The 19,992-nt window shown below is 58.5% G+C and carries 19 protein-coding genes and 1 pseudogene; 1 reads left to right on the plus strand and 19 read right to left on the minus strand.

Translation table 11 applies throughout. The annotated features are described in order from the left end of the window. Positions 1–3: 3 nt before the first annotated feature. From OCV66_RS04915 to OCV66_RS04950, 8 genes are all read right to left on the minus strand, one after another. Positions 4–1,380 carry an MBOAT family O-acyltransferase gene (locus OCV66_RS04915; RefSeq protein ID WP_107630704.1) on the minus strand — a complete coding sequence of 459 codons (1,377 nt, stop codon included), beginning with the start codon at positions 1,378–1,380 and terminating at the stop codon, positions 4–6. A gap of 21 nt (positions 1,381–1,401) precedes the next feature. Further along, positions 1,402–2,334: a DMT family transporter gene (locus tag OCV66_RS04920; RefSeq protein ID WP_107630705.1), complete on the minus strand. Its 933-nt coding sequence runs from the start codon at positions 2,332–2,334 to the stop codon at positions 1,402–1,404. A 705-nt stretch (positions 2,335–3,039) separates the two neighbouring features. Continuing rightward, complete coding sequence (locus tag OCV66_RS04925; RefSeq protein WP_054326133.1) at positions 3,040–4,230, minus strand: pyridoxal phosphate-dependent aminotransferase; 1,191 nt, start codon at positions 4,228–4,230, stop codon at positions 3,040–3,042. Between the two features lie 66 nt (positions 4,231–4,296). Beyond that, a complete protein-coding gene (locus tag OCV66_RS04930; protein WP_054326132.1) occupies positions 4,297–4,884 on the minus strand; it encodes a sugar O-acetyltransferase in 588 nt (195 codons plus the stop codon). A 37-nt stretch (positions 4,885–4,921) separates the two neighbouring features. Next, on the minus strand, positions 4,922–7,129 hold the full coding sequence (locus OCV66_RS04935; protein WP_107630707.1) for a DNA gyrase/topoisomerase IV subunit A: 2,208 nt from the start codon (positions 7,127–7,129) through the stop codon (positions 4,922–4,924). Then, positions 7,113–7,748 carry a hypothetical protein gene (locus tag OCV66_RS04940; protein ID WP_147573851.1) on the minus strand — a complete coding sequence of 212 codons (636 nt, stop codon included), beginning with the start codon at positions 7,746–7,748 and terminating at the stop codon, positions 7,113–7,115. Before OCV66_RS04940 ends, OCV66_RS04935 begins: the two co-directional genes overlap by 17 nt. A 1-nt stretch (position 7,749) precedes the next feature. Next, entirely contained in the window at positions 7,750–7,929 is a 180-nt protein-coding gene (locus OCV66_RS04945; protein WP_054326129.1) for a hypothetical protein, read from the minus strand. 24 nt (positions 7,930–7,953) lie between these two features. Then, positions 7,954–9,948, minus strand: coding sequence for a DNA gyrase/topoisomerase IV subunit B (locus tag OCV66_RS04950; RefSeq protein ID WP_107630709.1), 1,995 nt, complete (start codon positions 9,946–9,948; stop codon positions 7,954–7,956). A 271-nt stretch (positions 9,949–10,219) separates the two neighbouring features. Here OCV66_RS04950 and OCV66_RS04955 point away from each other — a divergent pair. After that, positions 10,220–10,853, plus strand: a pseudogene (locus tag OCV66_RS04955) (CatB-related O-acetyltransferase). 367 nt (positions 10,854–11,220) lie between these two features. On the opposite strand, the gene rpsU reads toward OCV66_RS04955, so the two are convergent. From rpsU to OCV66_RS05010, 11 genes are all read right to left on the minus strand, one after another. Then, positions 11,221–11,403 carry a 30S ribosomal protein S21 gene (rpsU, locus tag OCV66_RS04960; protein ID WP_031472056.1) on the minus strand — a complete coding sequence of 61 codons (183 nt, stop codon included), beginning with the start codon at positions 11,401–11,403 and terminating at the stop codon, positions 11,221–11,223. A 121-nt stretch (positions 11,404–11,524) separates the two neighbouring features. Next, on the minus strand, positions 11,525–13,933 hold the full coding sequence (leuS, locus tag OCV66_RS04965) for a leucine--tRNA ligase (RefSeq protein ID WP_054326128.1): 2,409 nt from the start codon (positions 13,931–13,933) through the stop codon (positions 11,525–11,527). Between the two features lie 82 nt (positions 13,934–14,015). Beyond that, positions 14,016–14,381 (minus strand): ribosome silencing factor, encoded by a 366-nt coding sequence (rsfS, locus tag OCV66_RS04970; protein ID WP_054326127.1) that lies wholly within the window; start codon positions 14,379–14,381, stop codon positions 14,016–14,018. Between the two features lie 26 nt (positions 14,382–14,407). Further along, the gene (locus OCV66_RS04975) at positions 14,408–16,027 is read right to left on the minus strand and encodes an LCP family protein (RefSeq protein ID WP_054326126.1); all 1,620 of its coding nucleotides are present in this window, start codon (positions 16,025–16,027) and stop codon (positions 14,408–14,410) included. 27 nt (positions 16,028–16,054) lie between these two features. Beyond that, a complete protein-coding gene (gene yqeK / locus OCV66_RS04980) occupies positions 16,055–16,633 on the minus strand; it encodes a bis(5'-nucleosyl)-tetraphosphatase (symmetrical) YqeK (RefSeq protein WP_054326125.1) in 579 nt (192 codons plus the stop codon). Positions 16,634–16,677: 44 nt separating this feature from the next. Beyond that, positions 16,678–17,271: a nicotinate (nicotinamide) nucleotide adenylyltransferase gene (gene nadD / locus OCV66_RS04985; RefSeq protein WP_107630712.1), complete on the minus strand. Its 594-nt coding sequence runs from the start codon at positions 17,269–17,271 to the stop codon at positions 16,678–16,680. Next, positions 17,268–17,567 (minus strand): YhbY family RNA-binding protein, encoded by a 300-nt coding sequence (locus OCV66_RS04990; protein WP_054326123.1) that lies wholly within the window; start codon positions 17,565–17,567, stop codon positions 17,268–17,270. The genes nadD and OCV66_RS04990 overlap by 4 nt, the downstream gene beginning before the upstream one ends. A gap of 24 nt (positions 17,568–17,591) precedes the next feature. Beyond that, the gene (gene rdgB, locus OCV66_RS04995) at positions 17,592–18,164 is read right to left on the minus strand and encodes an RdgB/HAM1 family non-canonical purine NTP pyrophosphatase (protein ID WP_107630713.1); all 573 of its coding nucleotides are present in this window, start codon (positions 18,162–18,164) and stop codon (positions 17,592–17,594) included. Next, a complete protein-coding gene (gene rph, locus OCV66_RS05000; RefSeq protein WP_054326122.1) occupies positions 18,164–18,889 on the minus strand; it encodes a ribonuclease PH in 726 nt (241 codons plus the stop codon). Before rph ends, rdgB begins: the two co-directional genes overlap by 1 nt. Continuing rightward, entirely contained in the window at positions 18,889–19,815 is a 927-nt protein-coding gene (gene ftsY / locus OCV66_RS05005) for a signal recognition particle-docking protein FtsY (protein ID WP_054326121.1), read from the minus strand. Before ftsY ends, rph begins: the two co-directional genes overlap by 1 nt. Before the next feature lie 11 nt (positions 19,816–19,826). Further along, a complete protein-coding gene (locus OCV66_RS05010; protein ID WP_262563877.1) occupies positions 19,827–19,982 on the minus strand; it encodes a hypothetical protein in 156 nt (51 codons plus the stop codon). Positions 19,983–19,992 lie beyond the last annotated feature (10 nt).

The raw sequence follows: 19,992 nt of genomic DNA on the forward strand, positions 1-19,992 counted from the left end.
TCCTTAAAAACGGAAATAGATGAACGGGTTGAACGTACCCGCCGAAAGGTCAAACATGCACAGCACCAGCAATACAATCGCCCCGACAAAGGCCGGCGCTTCCCATTTCATTTTGATACATTTTGCTGCCGGAAACGACAGGAACAGCGCCACAACCAAGGTCAACAGAAACGCCGGATCCAATAATGAGCATACAGTCGCGGTCCCAGTCCAGTTCAGTCCGGCTCCTGTAAACATGGCCGCAAGCATCGCGCCCGCCTGCCCCAATGTATCCGCGCGGAACAGAGTAAAGCCCAGCACCACGACCAGCAGGGTATACACTCGCCCGAGGAACCTGCCGCGTAGCCGGCCGACCGGCAGCGCACCGCTGTCCTCCAGCACGGAAAAGCAGCCGTGCCACAGCCCCCACAATACGAAATTCCAGCTCGCGCCATGCCACAGCCCTGTCGCGAAAAAAACGATGAAACGGTTGGCCCAAGTGCGTCCCCGCCCTTTCCGATTCCCGCCCAGCGGGATATACAGATAGTCGCGGAACCAGGTGGACAACGAGATGTGCCACCGGCGCCAGAATTCCTTGACCGTGGTAGCGGCATATGGATACTGAAAATTTTCCTGAAAGTGAAAGCCGAACATCCGGCCCATGCCAATCGCCATATCGCTGTAGCCGGAAAAATCAAAATAAATCTGCAGCGTATAACAAAGCGCGCCCATCCAGGCAGCAAGCATGCCGATCTCCCCCGCCGGCAGGGCAAACACCGCGTCCGCCATCCGTCCCATAGTGTTGGCGACCAGCAGCTTTTTGGCCAGACCGCAAATAAAACGCCGGATGCCGAGCGCGGCCTCTTCCGTCGTTGTGCGGCGCTCGTCGATCTCTTTTTCAATGTCGTGATACTTGACGATCGGACCGGCGATCAGCTGCGGAAAAAACGAAATATAGAGCAGCACCTTCACAAAGGATCGGGAGACGGCAGTCCGGTCACGATACACATCGATCACATAAGAAAGCCCCTGGAAGGTAAAAAACGAAATTCCGACCGGCAGCGCAATCCCCGTCAGCGGGAGGGACAGCCCCAGCAGGCGGTTACCGGTCCCTATCAAAAAGTCCGCGTACTTGAACACCGCCAGCATGCCGATCCCGCCGGCGGCCGCGAGCCACACGCCCAACCGCGGCCGTTTTCCCGCAGCGAGCAGGCCGCAGCCGTAATTGAGCGCAACCGACAACAGCAACAGCGGCAGATATCTCAGTTGTCCGAACGCATAGAAAATCAGGCTTGAGGCCAGCAGAAGCGCGTTTTTCGCTTTTGTGCCGCGGAACAGACGGTCGAGCAAAAATACAACGGGCAGAAAGATGAACAAAAAGACCGCCGAGCTAAAAATCATGTTGAAAATCCCTTTTTCTCTTTATTCTGCCTGCCCCGCACCCGTTTTATCCGTCCGCACATAGTTTGCGATCGCAATGCCTCCGCTGACCAGCGCCAGCGCCGTGAGATTGCGCAGTGTAAACACATCCTCCGCCAGCACAACCGCCGAAAACAGCGCGCCAAACACCGGAATCAGGAACCCGAACAGACTGACCTTGCCGATGGGGAATTTGCCCAGCAAGGCGGTCCAGATCGTAAACGCGGCTGCGGACAGCACCACCATATATCCCAGCAGCAAAACGCCCGGCAGGCTGACCGTTCCCAGCCGGCCGCCGCCGGCAGCGCCGATACCGTAAAGCACCAATCCGCCGAGGAACAACTGCCAGCCGGTCAGCAGCATGGGGTCGCGGCCGGGCGTGAAAATGCGGGACACCAGCGCGCCCGCGCCCGACGAAACCGCGGACAGCAGCACCAGCCCGTCCCCCGACAGGTTAAAGCCGTTCAAGCCTCCCATGCCGAGCACCAGCACCCCCGCCAGACCACACAGGCAGCCGATTGACTTCTGCCGGTTCAGCTTATCGTTCCGCAGGAACAGATGCGCGAAAATGAGCGCAAAAAAAGTCTGCGTACCGGATAACACCGAACCTTTCAGTCCGGTCGTCATCGACAGGCCGATATAGTAGCATATGTATTGGATCATGCTCTGGAACAGGCTGATCCACAGGATCGGCCGCCATTCCTCCCTGCGTGGGATGATCCTGTGCTTTTTGCACTTTGCAACCAGCAGGACCAGCAGGCCCGCCAGCGCAAACCGCCAGCCGGCAAACACGAGCTGGGAAAACGACTGACCGGCCTGGATGCCGAACAATCCATAGCCGGCCTTGATACATGGCGCCGCGCTGCCCCAGAGTGCGGTACACAATACCGCAGGCATGTATAATTGACGCACCAGCGAACCTTTTTGTTCCGTCATTTCTGTCTTTCCTCCTCATTGTCGTAAGCACAGTATAGCATTTTTTTCAAGCTCCCGCAAGCAAGGGAGTTTTATGGGACAGCTTTGCTGCTATCCTATACACAAGGAGAGGTGAGTGCTATGATTTATGCCTGTCAAACCAAGTACTGCCACTATCTGTTCTACGGCAGTCAACGGGAAGCCGCCTGCCCTGACTGCGGCAAAAAGCAAATCCGACCGGCAACGCGCGGCGAACGCACGGAATTTTTCCGTCTCCGCACAGAGTTTCTTCCTGTCGGCAAACGCTCCGGATAGCGGCGCAAAAAAGGCCTTCCGTCAACCATGCGGAAGGCCTTTTACCTGCTGTCTTTCCTTTTCATTTCCAAGCTCCCCGGCAGTCGCGCTGCCATTTTTCATTGCGATTACTTGGCAGTGCGGCGCGCTTGACGGGCAGCCGGCTTCATCCGGTTGGTATCCAGTTCCATCGTGCGGACTGCTACCAGATTGTTAAAAAAGCATTTCATCCTGCGGATCACTCCTCTCCTGTCAATATCGGCGGCCCTCTTCCGGCCTCCGCTATTATCATACAGGGAGTAGCAACAAAAAACAAGCGTCAGTTTTTATGAATATTATACAATATGCAAACAATATTTTTGTATGAACTCCACAATCTATATTCGCATTTTGCACAATGTAAATAATTCTTTATTGTAGAATTTACATAATTCATTTGCACCCATACTCTTCCGCCAGTTTTTTGAACAGCGGAAGCGCGCGGCGGATCGTCTCGGTCTGCACGCAGTAAGAGATACGCATATGCCCCGGCGCGCCGAAATCCGTCCCCGGCACAACCAGCAAATCATATTTCTTCGCCCGCTCACAGAACGCACGGTCATCCGGCTCCAGAGTCTGCGGGAACAGGTAAAACGCTCCCTGCGGCTTGACACAGCGGTAGCCCATTTCCGTAAGGCCGTTATAAAGCAGATCGCGGTTGGTTTGGTAGACCGTAATATCGCTTGTCTGGCCCGCACAGCGCGCCGCTACACGCTGGAACAGACTGGGCGCGCACACATAGCCCAGCGCGCGTCCCGCGCCGCATACAGCAGCATACAGGTCGGCGCTGTCCGCCGCCTGCGGCGGAACCAGCACATAGCCGATGCGCTCGCCCGGCAGGGAGAGCGACTTGGAGTAGGAATAGCAGACGATCGTATTCTCATAGTACTGTGGGACGAACGGCGCTTCGATCCCATCGTAAATAATCTCCCGATAGGGCTCATCCGACACCAGATAGATCGGATGTCCGTATTGCTCCTCCTTTTCAGCCAGCAGGCCGGCCAGCCGCCGAATGGTCTGCTCGGAATACACCGCGCCTGACGGATTATTGGGCGAGTTGATCACGATCGCTTTGGTACGCGCATTCAACGCCTGCGCAAGCGCGGCAAAATCGATCTGGAAATCCTGAACAGCCGGCGGGACGACCACACATTTCGCCCCCGCACCGCTTTCAATAAACATTTTATATTCCGGAAAATACGGCGCCAGCACGATAAACTCATCCCCTGGGCAAGCGATCGCCTGGAACGCGCATGACAGCGCCGCCGCCGCCCCCGCAGTCAGATACAGGCAGTCACCCGTATAGTCGGTTCCAAACCGGCGGTTCAAGTCGTCGGCCAACGTCCTGCGCACATCCGCCGCGCCCTGCGCGGAGGTATACCCATGCAAGGCGACCGGATCACCCGCCGTCTCTTCCAGAATCGCCCGGCGCACCGCGTCGGGCGCGGGTACATTTGGGTTGCCAATTGAAAAATCAAATACGTTTTCCCGCCCCACGACTGCGGCGCGGCTGTTTCCATATTCAAAAAGCTCGCGGATGGTCGAACGGTTGTTTCCCAGCGCGGCCATGCTCTGATTGATCATCAGGAAACCTCCCCTTTCTTGTGAAGTTTATTATAGCACAGTGCGAAAGCAAAACGCAAGCGTCGCTCACAGTCGAAGCGGTTCCACCCGATCCGCCTCGGTGACCGGCCGCAGCACACGGCATGGACTGCCCGCCGCAATCACGCCCGCCGGCACATCGCGCGTCACTACGCTGCCCGCGCCGATCACGCTGCCCGCGCCAATCGTCACACCACCGCAGATCGTGGCGTTCGCGCCAATCCACACGTCCGGCCCGATCGTGATGGGGCGCGAGGTGCCGATACCGGCCGCACGCTGCGCCGCGTCCACTGCATGCCCCGCGCAGGCGATGCAGACCCCGGGGGCAATAAACGCATTTTCGCCGATGTGTACGGGCGAGGTGTCTAAAATAACACAATTATAGTTGATGACGGTCAAACCGTGGGTATGGATATTAAAGCCATAATCGCAGCGGAACGACGGTTCGATAAACGTCAGCGGATGGCAGTCTCCGAACAGCTCGCGCAGCAGCGCCGCACGGCGCTCCCCCTCGTCCGGCCGAGTCTGGTTGTACTGCCAGCACAGCAGCTTGGCGCGGTCCTGCAGCGCAAGCGGCGTATCGGTATGCCGCGCGCAGTAGCCTTCGTTCGCGGTCATCACGTCTAAAATATTCATAACTCTCCCTCTGTCCGGTTTTTCGGACGATAAAGACTTACAGCTTAAGTTGCTGCTCCGGCAAATCCTCGTCGGTCAGCAGCGCGCCAATGGACGGGATGCTGCGGCAGCGGTAGCGGCCGTTGTCGGTCAGGCCCGCATCCTCCATGCGACAAGCGCGCGTAATGGTGTGCTTGCCGCGCAGCACCATCGCCTGCACGCCCTGCGTCGAGCGGCTGGTCTTGATATCCAGCATGCCCGCGCGGAACGTCAGCGCACGGTTCGCGGTGGAAAACATGGTGATTTCGGTTTCCTCGTCGACCGGATGGAAGAACGCCACTGCGGGTGACTTGCCCGAATACGCACCTGTCAGGCGGCGGCGGTTGGTCTTGGTCTCGAACGACTCGAGCGAGAAGCGCGCGGCCTTGCCGTTCTGGAAAACGACGACCATGCTGCCCTTGTAGTCGCCCGGCAACAGGGCATACACCGGTGCTTCACCGTCCTCCATGTCCAGCTTGGCGGCCAGATAATCGCCCAGCACGGAGGCCTTGCAGTCGTCAAAGTCATACAGCCGCGCCTTATACGCCTGCTGCAAATTGGTGAAGAAGATAATCTCCGCTTTGTTGGTCGCCTCGGCCTGCCAGGCCACCTCGTCGCCCTCCTTGAGCTTATGCTCCTGCGACATGCGCCAGGACTGCGGCGTGATCTTCTTGAAATACCCTTCGCGCGTCAGGAACAGTAGCACGGGGTAGTCCTCGATATGGTCCTCCGCATCGAACTCCTGCACCGCCCCTGCGGTCACAAGGCTGGTCTTCCTCTCGGATGGATATTTCTTGATAACCTGCTCCAGTTCCTTGACGATAATATTCCGGATCTTGGCATTGGAACCTACGATCTCCTCGAGCCTGGCGATTTCTTTTTCGAGCGCCTCGGTCTCCTGCGTTCGTTTGAGGATATATTCCTTGTTGATGTTGCGCAGGCGGATATCTGCAATGAACTCGGCCTGGAGCTGATCGATGCCGAAGCCGATCATCAGATTGGGAATAACCTCGGCGTCCTCCTCGGTCTCGCGGATGATCTGGATCGCCTTGTCGATGTCGAGCAGGATCCTCTGCAGGCCGTGCAGCAGGTGCAGCTTGTCCTTTTTCTTGTTCAGGTCGAAGAACACGCGGCGGCGAACGCATTCGGTACGCCAGGCCGTCCACTCGTCCAGCAGTTCGCGCACACCCAGCACGCGAGGCATGCCGCCGATCAGCACATTAAAGTTACAGGAAAAGCTGTCCATCAGCGGGGTCATTTTCATCAGCCGCACCATCAGTTTGTCCGGATCGGCGCCGCGCTTGAGGTCAATGGCGATCTTTAAGCCGGAAAGGTCGGTCTCATCGCGCACGTCCGCAATCTCGCGCACCTTGCCGGACTTGACCAGCTCGGCAATCTTGTCGATAATCGCCTCAATGGTCGTCGTATAGGGGATCTCGGTGATCTCGATCAGGTTCTCCTTTTTGTTATGCGCCCACCTGGCGCGCACCTTGAACGAGCCGCGGCCGGTCTCGTAAATCGCACGCATCTCGGCTTCATCGTAAATCAGTTCGCCGCCGGTCGAAAAATCGGGAGCGGGCAGGGTGGAGAGCAGGTCGTGCGCGGGATCCTTGATATACGCGATCGTGGTGCGGCACACCTCGCCCAAGTTAAAACCGCAGAAATTCGAAGCCATACCGACCGCGATGCCCGTATTGGCCGATACCAGGATATTGGGGAAGGTGGTCGGCAGCAGCGTCGGCTCCTGCATCGTGCCGTCATAGTTGTCCATGAAATCGACCGCGTCCGTATCAATATCGCGGAACAGCTCAGCGCAGAACGCATCCAGCTTAGCCTCGGTATAACGCGGCGCGGCGTAGGCCATATCGCGCGAATACACCTTGCCGAAGTTGCCCTTGCTGTCCACGAACGGGGTCAGCAGCGCCTCGTTGCCGCGCGTCAGGCGCACCATGGTCTCGTAGATCGCCGCATCGCCGTGCGGGTTGAGCTTCATGGTCGAGCCGACGATATTGGCCGACTTGGTACGGTTGCCGTTCAGCAGCCCCATCTTGTACATGGTGTACAGCAGCTTGCGGTGCGAGGGCTTGAAGCCGTCGATTTCCGGTATCGCTCGCGAGACGATAACACTCATTGCGTACGGCATGTAGTTTTCGCGCAGCGTGTCCGTGATGCGCTGGTCCACCGAGGGATGCTCCTTATATTGTTTTATCTCAGGTTTTTTCGCCATTCTGGCCCTCCGTTTGTTTCGTATTTTTACACGGCGCGCCGCCCAGCAGACTACCGTGCGGCAGAATGGCCAGCACGGATGCAATCAGCAGCCCGCCGGCGAACACCAGCAGCCAAAGCTGCCCAAACCGCAGGTACATCACCTTTGGCCGACGCGTCGTCCATTCTATCCACAGGCGCAGTACCAGCAGATGCGACAGATAAAGTCCAAAGGATAACCGGCTAACTGCGCGGGCGTGCCGCGGAACATCCCGCGGCAGGCTGCACAGCGCCCACAGCAGCAGAAAAGAGGTAAAGGCATATGCCGTAATATCCGGCCGGAGCGAAAGCGCACGCACAACGGGCTGCAGCTTTGCCGTCCCCAGTACGGCGGCAGCGCTCGCCGTCCCAGCCATACACAAAGGGAAAGCCGCGGCATCCCCCTCTCCACCTGCCGCCGGAACAGCGCCCCGCCCACATAGAACACCGTCCACGGGAGGAATCATACTGTCGGCGAGATAGGAAACGCCGGCAACCGCTTCAAGCAGCAGATAAGCCGCCGACCAGACGAGGTACGCGGGCAGAACCCGCTTCAGCCGTTTCCAAGCCGAGTGTACCCTTCCCCGTATACATTCGCCCACCTTACGCGTACACTTTTGCATATTCGAGGCCGGAAAGCATCAGAAAAAGCGGCACGGAAAACCGCGCAAGCTGATTGCAGCAAACCTCCGGCCATCCGGCCGCCCCCGCCGTTGTATGGAGCATTACAACAGCCATGGCCACGGCCGCGCGCAGCCCATCCATCTGCGGAAAACGTCCCATCACTACCCCCCTGCTCCCCTTTTGTTACGAAATATCCGCCAGCTCCAAATACTGCGCCCCGTTCTCCGCGATATACTCCTTGCGGCCAGACAGGTTATCGCCCAGCAGCAGGTCGAACATCTCGCTGGTCGCCTGTGCTTCGTCCGGCGTAATGCGGATCAGGCGGCGGGTCTCGGGATTCATGGTGGTCTCCCACATCATGTCGGCCTCGTTCTCGCCCAGACCCTTGGAGCGCTGGATAAGCACCTTTTTGCCCTCCAGTTTTTTTAGGATCGCGGCCTTTTCGCTCTCGTCGAACGCGAAATAGCTCTTGTCCCTGTGCGTGATCTCATACAGCGGGGACTCCGCAATATATACATACCCCTGCTCGATCAGCGTCGGCACCAGCCGGTACAGCATGGTCAGGATCAGCGTGCGGATCTGGAAGCCGTCCACATCCGCATCCGTGCAGATGATGATGCGCCGCCAGCGCAGCGCGTCCAGATCGAACGCGGACAGGTCGCGGCTGGCCTTGCCGCGCACCTCCACGCCGCAGCCGAGTACCTTCAAAAGGTCAGTGATGATATCGTTTTTGAAGATCTTGTCGTAATCCGCCTTCAGGCAGTTTAAGATTTTGCCGCGCACGGGCATGATGGCCTGGAACTCACTGTCCCGCCCCTGCTTGACCGAACCGAGCGCAGAGTCGCCCTCCACGATGTACAGCTCGCGGCGCGTCACGTCCTTGGTGCGGCAGTCCACGAATTTCTGCACGCGGTTAGCGAGATCGATATTGCCGGACAGCTTCTTTTTGATGTTCAGGCGCGCCTTTTCCGCCTGCTCACGGCTGCGCTTGTTAATCAGAATCTGCTCGGCGATCTTGTCCGCCTCGGCCTTGTTCTCGATGAAGTAGATTTCCAGCCCCTGCTTGAGGAAATCGGTCATCGCCTCCTGGATGAACTTGTTGGTAATGGCCTTTTTGGTCTGGTTCTCGTACGAGGTCTGGGTGGAAAAGCAGTTGGTCACCAGCACCAGGCTGTCCATCACGTCCTGGAACGTGACCTTGCTTTCGGATTTGTTATATTTGCCGTTCTGCTTAAGGTAGGCATCGATTGCGGAGACAAACGCCGAGCGTACCGCCTTGTCCGGCGCGCCGCCGTGCTCCAGCCAGGACGAGTTGTGGTAATACTCGATCTGCGACACCGCGGACGAGAAGCAGAACGCACACGACAGCTTGACCTTGTATTCCGGTTTGTCCGCGCGGTCACGGCCGCGGCGCTCGCTTTCGAGGAACTGCACTGAGGTCAGCGGGTTCTCGCCCGCAAGCTCGGTCACATAATCCACAATGCCGTTCTGGTACAAAAACTCGGTGGTTTCGAACTTGCCGCCGGACTGGTTTTTCAGCACAAATTTCACATGGCTGTTGACCACCGCCTGCCGCTTGAGCGTATCCAGATAATACTCCACCGGAATGTTGATATCCGTGAACACCTCGAGGTCGGGCTTCCAGCGGATGGTGGTGCCAGTCTTTTTGCTGGTCGTGGGCGATTTGACAAAGCCCTCTCTGGTGCCGGTTTTGTTTTCGCCCTTTTCAAAATGCAGGGTGTACTCGAACCCGTCGCGGACGACCGTCACATCCATATATTCCGAAGAGTACTGGGTCGCGCAGGTACCCAGGCCGTTAAGGCCGAGCGAAAACTCGTAGTTCTCCCCAGTGTCGTTCTTGTATTTGCCGCCCGCGTACAGCTCGCAGAACACCAGCTCCCAGTTATACCGTTGCTCGCTTTCATTCCACTCCACTGGAATGCCGCGGCCGTGGTCCGCGACCTCGATCGAGCCATCCGCGTATCGGGTGGTGACGATCTCGCTGCCATAGCCCTCGCGCGCTTCGTCAATCGAGTTGGAGAGGATCTCGAACACCGCGTGCTCACAGCCCTCCAGACCATCCGACCCGAAAATCACGCCTGGGCGCTTACGGACGCGGTCCGCGCCCTTGAGCGAGGAAATGCTTTCATTACCGTAAGACGGTTTTGCTTTGCTCATATACGTTCCTAACTCCTGTATTAAGGCTCATTAAATTCCATAACTAATATAGTATACGCTGTTTTCAGGATTTTTTCAATCACTTTTCTGCATCTACCCATGCACACCGCCTGCATCAGACACAAAATCCGTTTGTTTCGACAACCCGCCCGCGAATCATATACCTGCACTGTCTTGTTTTTTCGAAAGCAGCGGCCATCTCCTATCAGACTGCGCGGGAATGCCCTGTCCGGAATAGTCTGCTCAATCGCATTTAACAGGAGGATATTTTGTGACTATTCCGGAACCCCGCATTTATCCCCGCACGGGTGACAATCAAATAGTCTATCTAAAAAACGTCTCCACCCGCCCTGGCATTATAGCCGGCGACTATACCATATATAACGATTTTGTAAACGCCCCCCGCCTGTTCAGGCGGAACAACGTGCTGTACCAGTATCCCATCAACCACGACCGTTTGATAATCGGCAAATACTGCTCCATTTCCTGCGGAACCCGTTTTCTGCTCGCCAGCACCAACCATACGATGCGCTCACTCGCAACCTATCCCTTCCCGCTGTTTTTTGAGGAATGGGGTCTGGACAAGTCCAATGTAGCCGATGCTTGGTACAACCGGGGGTGGTATCATTGTCGGAAACGACGTGTGGATTGGCTATGAGACGGTACTCCTCTCTGGCGTTATGATTGGAGACGGCGCGGTAATCGGTACACGCGCTGTAGTCACAAGGGATGTGCCCCCGTATTCCATTGTCGGAGGCGTCCCCGCCAGGGTCATTCGACAAAGGTTCGATGACGGCACGGTGTCTGCCCTGTTTTCGCTCCGTTGGTGGGACTGGCCGCGCGATTGCATAGCACGCAATATCGCTGCTATACAGTCTGGGCGGCTTGAACCGCCGCTATCATAAGCACACACCAAAAACGCGCTTTGCCTCTGCAAAGCGCGTTTTTATAATAATGGGCGGTACCGCCTCTTGTTTGTGGACTGTCCGGGAGCCTGCGCGGTATTCCGTCCCACAGGGCCGAACAGATTTTTATTATCTTCCCATGAAGAAGTATATGTCAAAAGGGGGGTCCCTTGCTCTGATAATAGAATACCCGATCGATATGTCTAAAGTTTGTAGAATCTTTGAAAGAACTGTAAACTTCGCCCATCGGCTACAGACAGAAAGATGCCGCAGGAGGTTATACCTCCTGCGGCATCTTTCTGCGAACGTCCCTCAGCCGAAGCCCTCAGGAACGTTTTGTTCGATCGAAAACGCGCTTTAACCGATCTTATCTGAACTTTTTCTTCTTCGCGCGCGCGGCCTCAGACTTCTTGCGGCGCTTGACGCTCGGGCTTTCATAATGCTCACGCTTGCGGAGCTCGGAAAGCGTACCCGCTTTGGCGCACGAACGCTTAAAACGGCGCAGCGCGCTGTCAATAGACTCGTTTTCCTTAATGCGGATCTCCGACACAGTTTTCCCTCCCTCCGCGCGTCCCCCTATGGAGGGACACTTTGCACGGTCTCCTGCGCCAGAGCACAAAAAACCGTAAGAATATTATATCTGTTTTTACCGTCCGTGTCAACAGCAAAGTTCAGCGGACAACCAGATTGACGATTTTACCCGGCACGACGATCTGCTTGACCATCTGCTTACCCTCGACCGCGTGCTGCACCTTTTCCTCGGCCAGCGCGGCGTCGATCGCCGCCTGCTTGTCGCAGTCGACCGGCAGTTTGATGGTACACTTGAGCTTGCCGTTGACCTGCACCGCCATCTCGACCGTGTCCTCGACCGTCTTGGCCTCGTCGTACTGCGGCCACGGCGCAATGGAGAGCAGGCCCTTTCCGCCCATCTGCTGCCACAATTCCTCGGTGATATGCGGCGCAAAGGGGTTGAGCAGGGTCAGGAACGTCATATACTCCGCCTTATTGACGCCTTTGTCGTAGAATTCGTTGAGCATGGTCATCAGCGCCGCGATCGCGGTATTGGCCTTGAGGTTGTCCGCGTCGTCACCGACCTTGTTGATCGTGCGGTGCATGAGTACCTCGTGCTGCTTGGAGTAGGCATCGCCCTCCTGCACCTTTTCCACCAGCGCCCATACGCGCTCGAGGAAACGGCGGCAGCCCTTGATCGACTTAGGGCTCCACGGCGCGGCCTTCTCAAAGTCGCCGATAAACATTTCGTACAGGCGCATGGTGTCCGCGCCGTAGGTCTCTACAATTTCGTCCGGATTAACGACGTTGCCGCGGCTCTTGGACATCTTCTCGCCGTTTTCGCCCAGGATCATGCCATGGCTGGTACGCTTGGCATATGGCTCCTTGGTTGGCACCACACCGATGTCATAGAGGAACTTGTGCCAGAAGCGGCTGTACAACAGGTGGAGCGTGGTGTGCTCCATGCCGCCGTTGTACCAGTCCACTGGGGACCAGTATTCGAGCGCTTCCTTAGACGCGAGCGCCTTGTCGTTGTGCGGGTCCATATAGCGCAGGAAGTACCAGGACGAACCCGCCCACTGGGGCATGGTGTCGGTCTCGCGCTTAGCGGGGCCGCCGCAGCACGGGCAGGTGGTGTTGACCCAGTCGGTCATGTGCGCGAGCGGGGACTCGCCGTTGTCGGTCGGCTCGTAGGTGTGTACGTTGGGCAGCTCAAGCGGCAGCTGCTCCTCCGGGATCGCCACCCATCCGCACTTGTCACAGTGTACCAGCGGGATAGGCTCGCCCCAGTAGCGCTGGCGGGAGAACACCCAGTCGCGCAGCTTATACTGCACCTTGGCGCGGCCGATACCCTTTTCCTCCAGCCAAGCGATCATCGCCGGAATGGCGTCCTTGACCGTCTTTCCGTTGAGGAACTCCGAATTGACCAGGATACCGGTTTCGTCCTTGGCGGTAAAAGCAGCCTTCTGCACATTCTCGCCGCCGGAAACCACCTCGATGATCTCACAGCCGAACTTTTTGGCAAATTCCCAGTCGCGGTCGTCATGCGCCGGCACAGCCATGATCGCGCCCGTGCCGTAGCCCATCAGAACGTAATCCGACACGAAGATCGGGATCTCGCGGCCATTCACCGGATTGACCGCCGCCACGCCGTCGAGCTTAACGCCGGTCTTGTCCTTGTTCAGCTCGGTTCGCTCGAAGTCCGACTTGCGGGCAGCCTCCTCGCGGTAGGCATGGATCTCGTCGATATTGGCCAGCTTGCCCGCCCACTTTTCGACCGCCGGATGCTCGGGCGAGATAACCATATAGGTCGCTCCGAACAGGGTGTCCGGACGGGTGGTGTAAACGGTCAGCGTATCACCCTCGGTGGTCTTGAAATCGACCTCCGCGCCGGTCGAACGGCCGATCCAGTTTTTCTGCTGCACCTTGACGCGATCGATGAAGTCCACGTCGTCCAAATCGTCGATCAGGCGCTGCGCATACTTGGTGATGGCAAGCATCCACTGGCTCTTGGTCTTGTGGACGACCTCGCTGCCGCAGCGCTCGCACACGCCGTTGACGACCTCCTCGTTTGCCAGCACGCACTTGCAGGAGGTACACCAGTTGACGCTCATTTCCTTCTTGTACGCTAGGCCCTTCTTGAAAAGCTGCAGAAAGATCCACTGGGTCCACTTGTAGTAATTCGGGTCGGTGGTATTAATCTCGCGCGACCAGTCGAACGACAAGCCGAGCGCCCTGAGCTGTCCCTTAAAGCGGGCGATGTTGTTTTTGGTCACCTCAGCCGGATGAACGTGGTTTTTGATCGCGTAATTCTCGGTCGGCAGGCCGAACGCATCCCATCCCATCGGGTAAAGGACGTTGTATCCCTGCATGCGCTTTTTGCGCGCGACGATATCCAGCGCGGTATAGGAACGCGGATGGCCTACATGCAGCCCCTGTCCCGACGGGTACGGAAACTCGACGAGCGCGTAAAACTTCTCCTTGTCGCTGCCGTTCTCAGCCTCGAAGCAGTGCGCCTCGTCCCAGATGTCCTGCCACTTTTTTTCGACTTGTTTATGATCGTACTTCAACGGATTCTCCCCCTAAAGTGAATGGTTTATTTTAGACGCGGCAACGCGGCGGACACCGTTCTTCACCCGCCGCATCCCGTTTTTACTTTTCTTCCACGCCAAGGTCGCCCAGCGGCACCGGCGTTCCGTCCTTCCACAGGTTCTCCAGATTATAGAACTTGCGCGCCTCCGGCATGAACACATGCAGGACCACGCAGCCGTAATCCAGCAGCATCCACTGCGCGGATTCATAGCCTTCCGTATGGTGGACCAGGGTCTCGTGGTCGTATTTCAGGTGCCACTCCACGTTGTCCGCCAAGGCCTTGACCTGTGTGGTAGAGCTTGCCGAGCAAATGACAAAGTACTCGGTCAGCTCGGTCAGGCGCTCGACCTGGAGCACCTGGATATCCTGCCCTTTTTTCTCGATCAGGGCTTCGCAGATCGCCTTTACCGTCTGTTGTGCAGTCAATTTGCAAACTCCTTTTACTCAATAAATTATGCCTCAGGATCGCCTGGCAGAGGCGTCGTTTCGCCGCCCGAGGATTCTCCCCCGCCGGAGGAGCCGCCCGGGTCGGTCGTACCGCCGCCGCTTGCACCGCCGCTCGGGCTAGTCGTCGTACCGTCGCCGGTACCGCCGTTCGGATCAGTGGTTGTGCCGCCGCTTCCGCCACCGGAGCCGCCAGTGTTCGGGTCGGTCGTCGTGCCGCCGTTCGGATCGGTCGTGCTGCCGCCGGTACCGCCAGCGTTCGGGTCAGTCGTTGTGCCGCCGGTATCCGGTCCCGTGGTCGTGCCGCCGCCGGCGTCGCTGTTGTCTCCCTCCGTGCCGCCGACCTCAGGATCGGCCGACACATCGCCGCCGGAGGCATCGTCGCTTGGCTCATCGCTGGAGGCGGTGTCGCCCCAGACGTAATTTTCATACGGATCCGTATCGTCATAGCCGCCGCCCGAATAGCTTTCCGGACCGCTTACCATGTCGAGCGCCGTGATATCCTCTTCATATGGGTTGAAATACTGGTTGACCAGATCGAGCGTCTCCTGATAATACGGGAAAAAGAACGAATACGCGGTCGAGCTTCCCGCCGTACTCATCTGCCCATAGCCGGGCAGGGTGAAGAACTGGATGCTGTCGTTTTTGATCTTGAGCGCCTGCATGCCCATCCAGAGCAGGTTGCCCGCGGTCAGGTCAGTTTTGACGTTCTGGAACACCGCATCCGCGATACTCGGAATCTTGGTGATATTTTTCAGCTGGAAGACCTGGTTGGCCAGCTCCTTGAGGAATTTCTGCTGGTTTTCCACACGGCCCTCGTCGCCGTTGGGGTATTGTACGGAGTAGTCGTTATTATGGCGCCAGCGCAGGAACTGCACGACCTGATCACCGTTCAGCGTCTGGTTGCCCGCATACAGGTCAATGTGGAGGTCTTGCGAGGGGTCGTCGTACTCCATGCGGAACGGCACCTCATACTCAACGCCGCCGATCGCGTCCACAATAGCCGCGATGCCGTCAAAGTTGACAATCACATAATAGTCCGGCCGGAAGCCCAGCAGCCGTTCGATCTCTTTCTTGGTCTGCTCGATGCCGCCGATGGCATAGGCCGCGTTGATCTTGCGGCTCGCGCCTGTGGCACTGTTGTTGCACATGGTGTCGCGCGGGATATTCATGACGTTAATTGTCTTTTTATTGGTATCCATGGTGACGACCATGAGCGCGTCGGTCCGTGTTTCGTCCTCGTCCACCGCGCCGACCACAAAAGTGACCACATCGTCAATGCGCGTGCCCGAATTGAGCAGGCTGTTGACGTCGATCTTATCGCCGTTCTCCTTGTCCTTGATCGTAGGGTCATTGCCCTTCGGCGGACGGACAAGGATCGCTGCGGCCGCGGCCACGCTGGCCAGCAGCGCAAGCACCACCGCCACCGTGACGATGACCCGCTTCCGCTTCTGCCCTTTGGTGAGCGGCTTTTTTGTCCTGCCGCCTTTTTTGCCCGTCGGTTTGGGCGCGGTTTTGGCGGCCTGCGGCTTTTCGTCCGCGATAGGCGCCGCATACTGCGCCGTCTTTTTCTTTTTCGCGCGGCTAGGTTTACCGCTGTGGCCGCCGCTTCCTCCAAAAAGTTTCAAACGATTCCTGCCTCCAGTTTACTCCTGTCACTCCCGCCAGCGGATACCATGGTAGATCATATCGTTGTAGGCGCCGATGGTATCGCTGTGGATCAGCTTGCCCCGCGCGATCAGCTCGGTCAGCGTTTGGTCGTAGCAGTAAAGCAGCGCGCGGTCCAGGCTGAGCCTGGCAAGCTCCCTTGCTTTTTCGACCCCGGGAAAATCGCGGGTTTCCTCAATGTAATCCGCCAGATAAAGGATTTTATCCAGCAGCGTCATGCCGTGTTTTCCGGTGGTGTGGCAGGCGATGGCCTCGCACACATCCTCCGGCGCGCCGTATTCCACGCGCGCGATCGCCGCAGCGGTTTTCCCGTGCAGCATTTTCGGCTCGCTTTTTTCGACGTTACAGGGTATTATACCGTATTTCGCACATAAATTCAACTGTTCTTGCGGAGAAAGATGTTTTGTTATGTCATGCAGTATGGCTGCGAAACCCGCTTTTTCCACGTCCCCGCCGAAGCGCTCCGCCAGCAGCCTGGCCGCCCGCTCGCAGCCGAGCGTATGCTCATACCGGTATCCGTGCAGCCTCGACAGGATCCCCTTCCGCATTTCGTCGTTACACAACATAACTTTTACCCGCCTTTCTTTTTTATATCGATTTTTCTATCTTGTCAATACCCATACAGGTGATTTCGCTCGATATAATCCGCGACTGCGGGCGGGGTATAGCGGCGCAGCGCGCCGCCCTGCCGCAGTTCGGTCGAAGAGATGGTCAGGCTTTCCCCTCGGACCATCTCGATTTTGGCGTTCATGGTTTGGCGCAGGCGCGCCGCCTTGTCGGCCAGCGCGTCCCAGTCGTCCCCGTCCCGCGCGCACACGGCAAGCGTGGACAGGCGTACGATCTCCTCCGGCGCGCGCCAGATCCGGTCGAACGACAGCAGCATATCCGTGCCGACAATCAAGTAAAGCGCACGCTCGCCCCGCGCATGCAGCGCGCGCAGCGTATCGACCGTATAGCTCGCGCCGCCGCGCGCCACCTCCAGCGTGTCCAACCGTGCCCAAGGGGTATCCGCCAGCAGCAGGCGCACCATTTCACAGCGGTCGGCCACGGTCGCGGTGTCCTCCGGCAGCGCTTTGTGCGGCGGGATATTGGTCGGGATGAACAGCACCTTATCCAGCCCCAGCGCTTCCCTGGCAAGGCGCGCGGCGTGCAGATGCCCCAGGTGCGGCGGGTTGAACGTCCCGCCGAGTATGCCCGTTCTCATTTGACCAACACGATCTTCCGCTTATCCTTGTCCCGCGCCTGGCGGTAGAGGATAAATTTCGAGCCGATGCACTGCACCGGTTCGGCGCCGGCCGCCTCGCACAGCGCTTCGGACACCGTGCGCGGGGTGAGCATGGCGCTTTCCAGCACCTTACCCTTGACCAGCTCGTGCGCTTCGAGCAGTTGGTCGAGCTGGCGCTCGACCGCATCGGTCACACCCTCCTTACCGATGATTAACGTATCGGCAAGCGGATTGGCAAGCGCGCGCAGCTGTGCGCGCTGTTTGGTAGTCAGCATAGATGATTCTCCTGTCTTGATCGGTTAAAGGCGGCCTTGCAGCGCCTCTTTCAACTTTCTCAGAGCGCGGCCGCGGTGGGATATCTCATTTTTGGTTTCCGGCGGCAGTTCGCCGAACGTGCAGCCGCAGGCCGGCACATAGAACAGCGGGTCATATCCAAATCCGCCCGCGCCATGGCTTTCACGGAGCAGCTCCCCCTCGCACTCGCCGCGCACGGTCAGCGTTTCCCCATCCGGCAGGATGCACGCGATCGCGCACACGAAACGGCAGGAGCGGTCATCCTGATCCTCCATATTGCGCAGCAGCAGGTCGTTGCGCGCCCGATCGGCCCCCTCGCAGTAGCGCGCGGAGTAGATGCCCGGCGCGCCGCCCAGCGCGTCCACGCAAAGGCCGGAGTCGTCCGCAATGGCAGGCAGACCAGTGAAGCCCGCCGCGCTCACTGCCTTGATGCGCGCGTTTTCCTCAAACGTGGCGCCATCCTCCGCCGGCTCGGGCGCATCCTCGGGCAGCGGGACGACCTCGACGCCCAGCTCCCCCAGAATCGCCGCCATTTCCGCTATTTTCTTTTTGTTGTGGGATGCAAGCACGAATTTCATCACAGGCTCTCCCCCATGACCTTGCTCTGCGTCCGGCACAGGCGCGCGCAGCCGCGTTTTCCAAGACCGAGCAGCTTTTTCAGCTCCCTGTCCGTGAACGGGCGCCCCTCGCCCGTACCCTGCACCTCGATAAACTCGCCTTTCGAGGTCATCACGACGTTGCAGTCCACGATTGCGTGGCTGTCCTCCGCGTAATTCAGGTCCAGCACGGCCTCATCCTCAAAAATGCCGACCGAAACCGCCGCGACCTGCGCGGTAAGCGGCATCTTATCGATCACGCCCTCGTCCAGCAGGCGCTTACAGGCCAGCCACAGCGCCACAAAGCCGCCCGTGATGGACGCGCAGCGCGTGCCGCCGTCCGCCTGGATCACGTCGCAGTCGATCGTGATCTGGCGCTCGCCCAGCGCTTCGCGGTCGACCACCGCGCGCAGCGAGCGGCCGATCAGCCGCTGGATCTCGCTTGAGCGCCCGTCCAGCTTCAGGCTTTTGATATCGCGCTTCTTGCGCGTGTTGGTTGCGCGCGGCAGCATGGCGTATTCGGCCGTTACCCAGCCGAGGCCCTTGCCCTCCAGAAACGGCGGCACCTTATCCTCCACCGAGGCGGTGCAGATCACGCGGGTGTTGCCCATCTCGACCAGCACCGAGCCTTCGGCGTACATGGTGAAATCCGTGATGAGCTTTACCGGCCGCAACGCGCCGGCTGTTCTTCCGTCCGGTCTCTGCATCAGGAAATCCCTCCTTCAAGCGGCGGCAGGACCGCCTCCAAAAATGCGGAACGGTCGAAATCGACCAGATCGTCCAAGCCTTCGCCCACGCCGACCAGCTTGACCGGCACGCCGAGTCCGGCCGAGATCGCGATAACGATGCCACCCTTCGCCGTCCCGTCCAGCTTGGTCAGTACAATGCCGGTAAGCGCTGCAACCTTATTGAATTCCTCCGCCTGATGTACGGCGTTCTGTCCGGTAGTCGCGTCCAGCACGAGCAGTGTTTCGCGCGAAGCGTCCGGCAGCTCGCGCGCAATCACACGGTCGATCTTGGCCAGCTCATTCATCAGGTTAGCCTTGTTGTGCAGGCGTCCCGCAGTGTCGATGATGATTACATCGCTGCCGCGCGCCTTGGCCGCAGAGATCGAATCGAATACGACCGCGGCCGGATCCGCGCCCTCGCCGTGGCGCACGATGTCCGCGCCCGCGCGCTTCGCCCAAATCTCAAGCTGGTCGGCGGCGGCAGCGCGGAACGTATCCGCGGCGGCCAGCATGACCTTTTTGCCCTCGCCCACATAGCGGGCGGCCAGCTTGCCGATCGACGTGGTCTTGCCCACGCCGTTGACGCCGATCACCAGCACAACCGCAGGCTTGCCTGAAACGTCCAGCGGCTGATTATCCAGCATCATATCGAGCAGCGTGTCCTTGAGGACATAGCGCAGTTCAAGCGCGGAGGTGACGTTCTGCCTCTGCGCACGCCTTTCTACCTCCATCACGATTTTGGCGGCGTTTGCCGCGCCTACGTCGGACAGGATGAGCGCTTCCTCCAGTTCTTCCAGCAGGTCGTCATCTATCGTGACAAACCCCGCGAACACCGCGTCGAGCGAGCGGCTGACCGCATCGCTCGTCTTCTGCAGCCCTTTTTTGATTTTATCGAATAATCCCATTGCTTCAGCTCCTAAATGTTACTTTCCACTACACAGAACATCATCAGCAGCGCAAAGCCCGCCGCGATCTCTGCCGCAATAAACCGGCTGCGCCGCCGTTCGCTGTCTGCCTCGCTTTCCTCCGGCTGAGGATGCGCGTACCAGACGATGCTGCCCAGCCCGAACACGAACGCAAAC

It is taken from the genome of Agathobaculum ammoniilyticum (assembly GCF_025567315.1).
GTDB lineage: Bacteria > Bacillota > Clostridia > Oscillospirales > Butyricicoccaceae > Agathobaculum > Agathobaculum ammoniilyticum.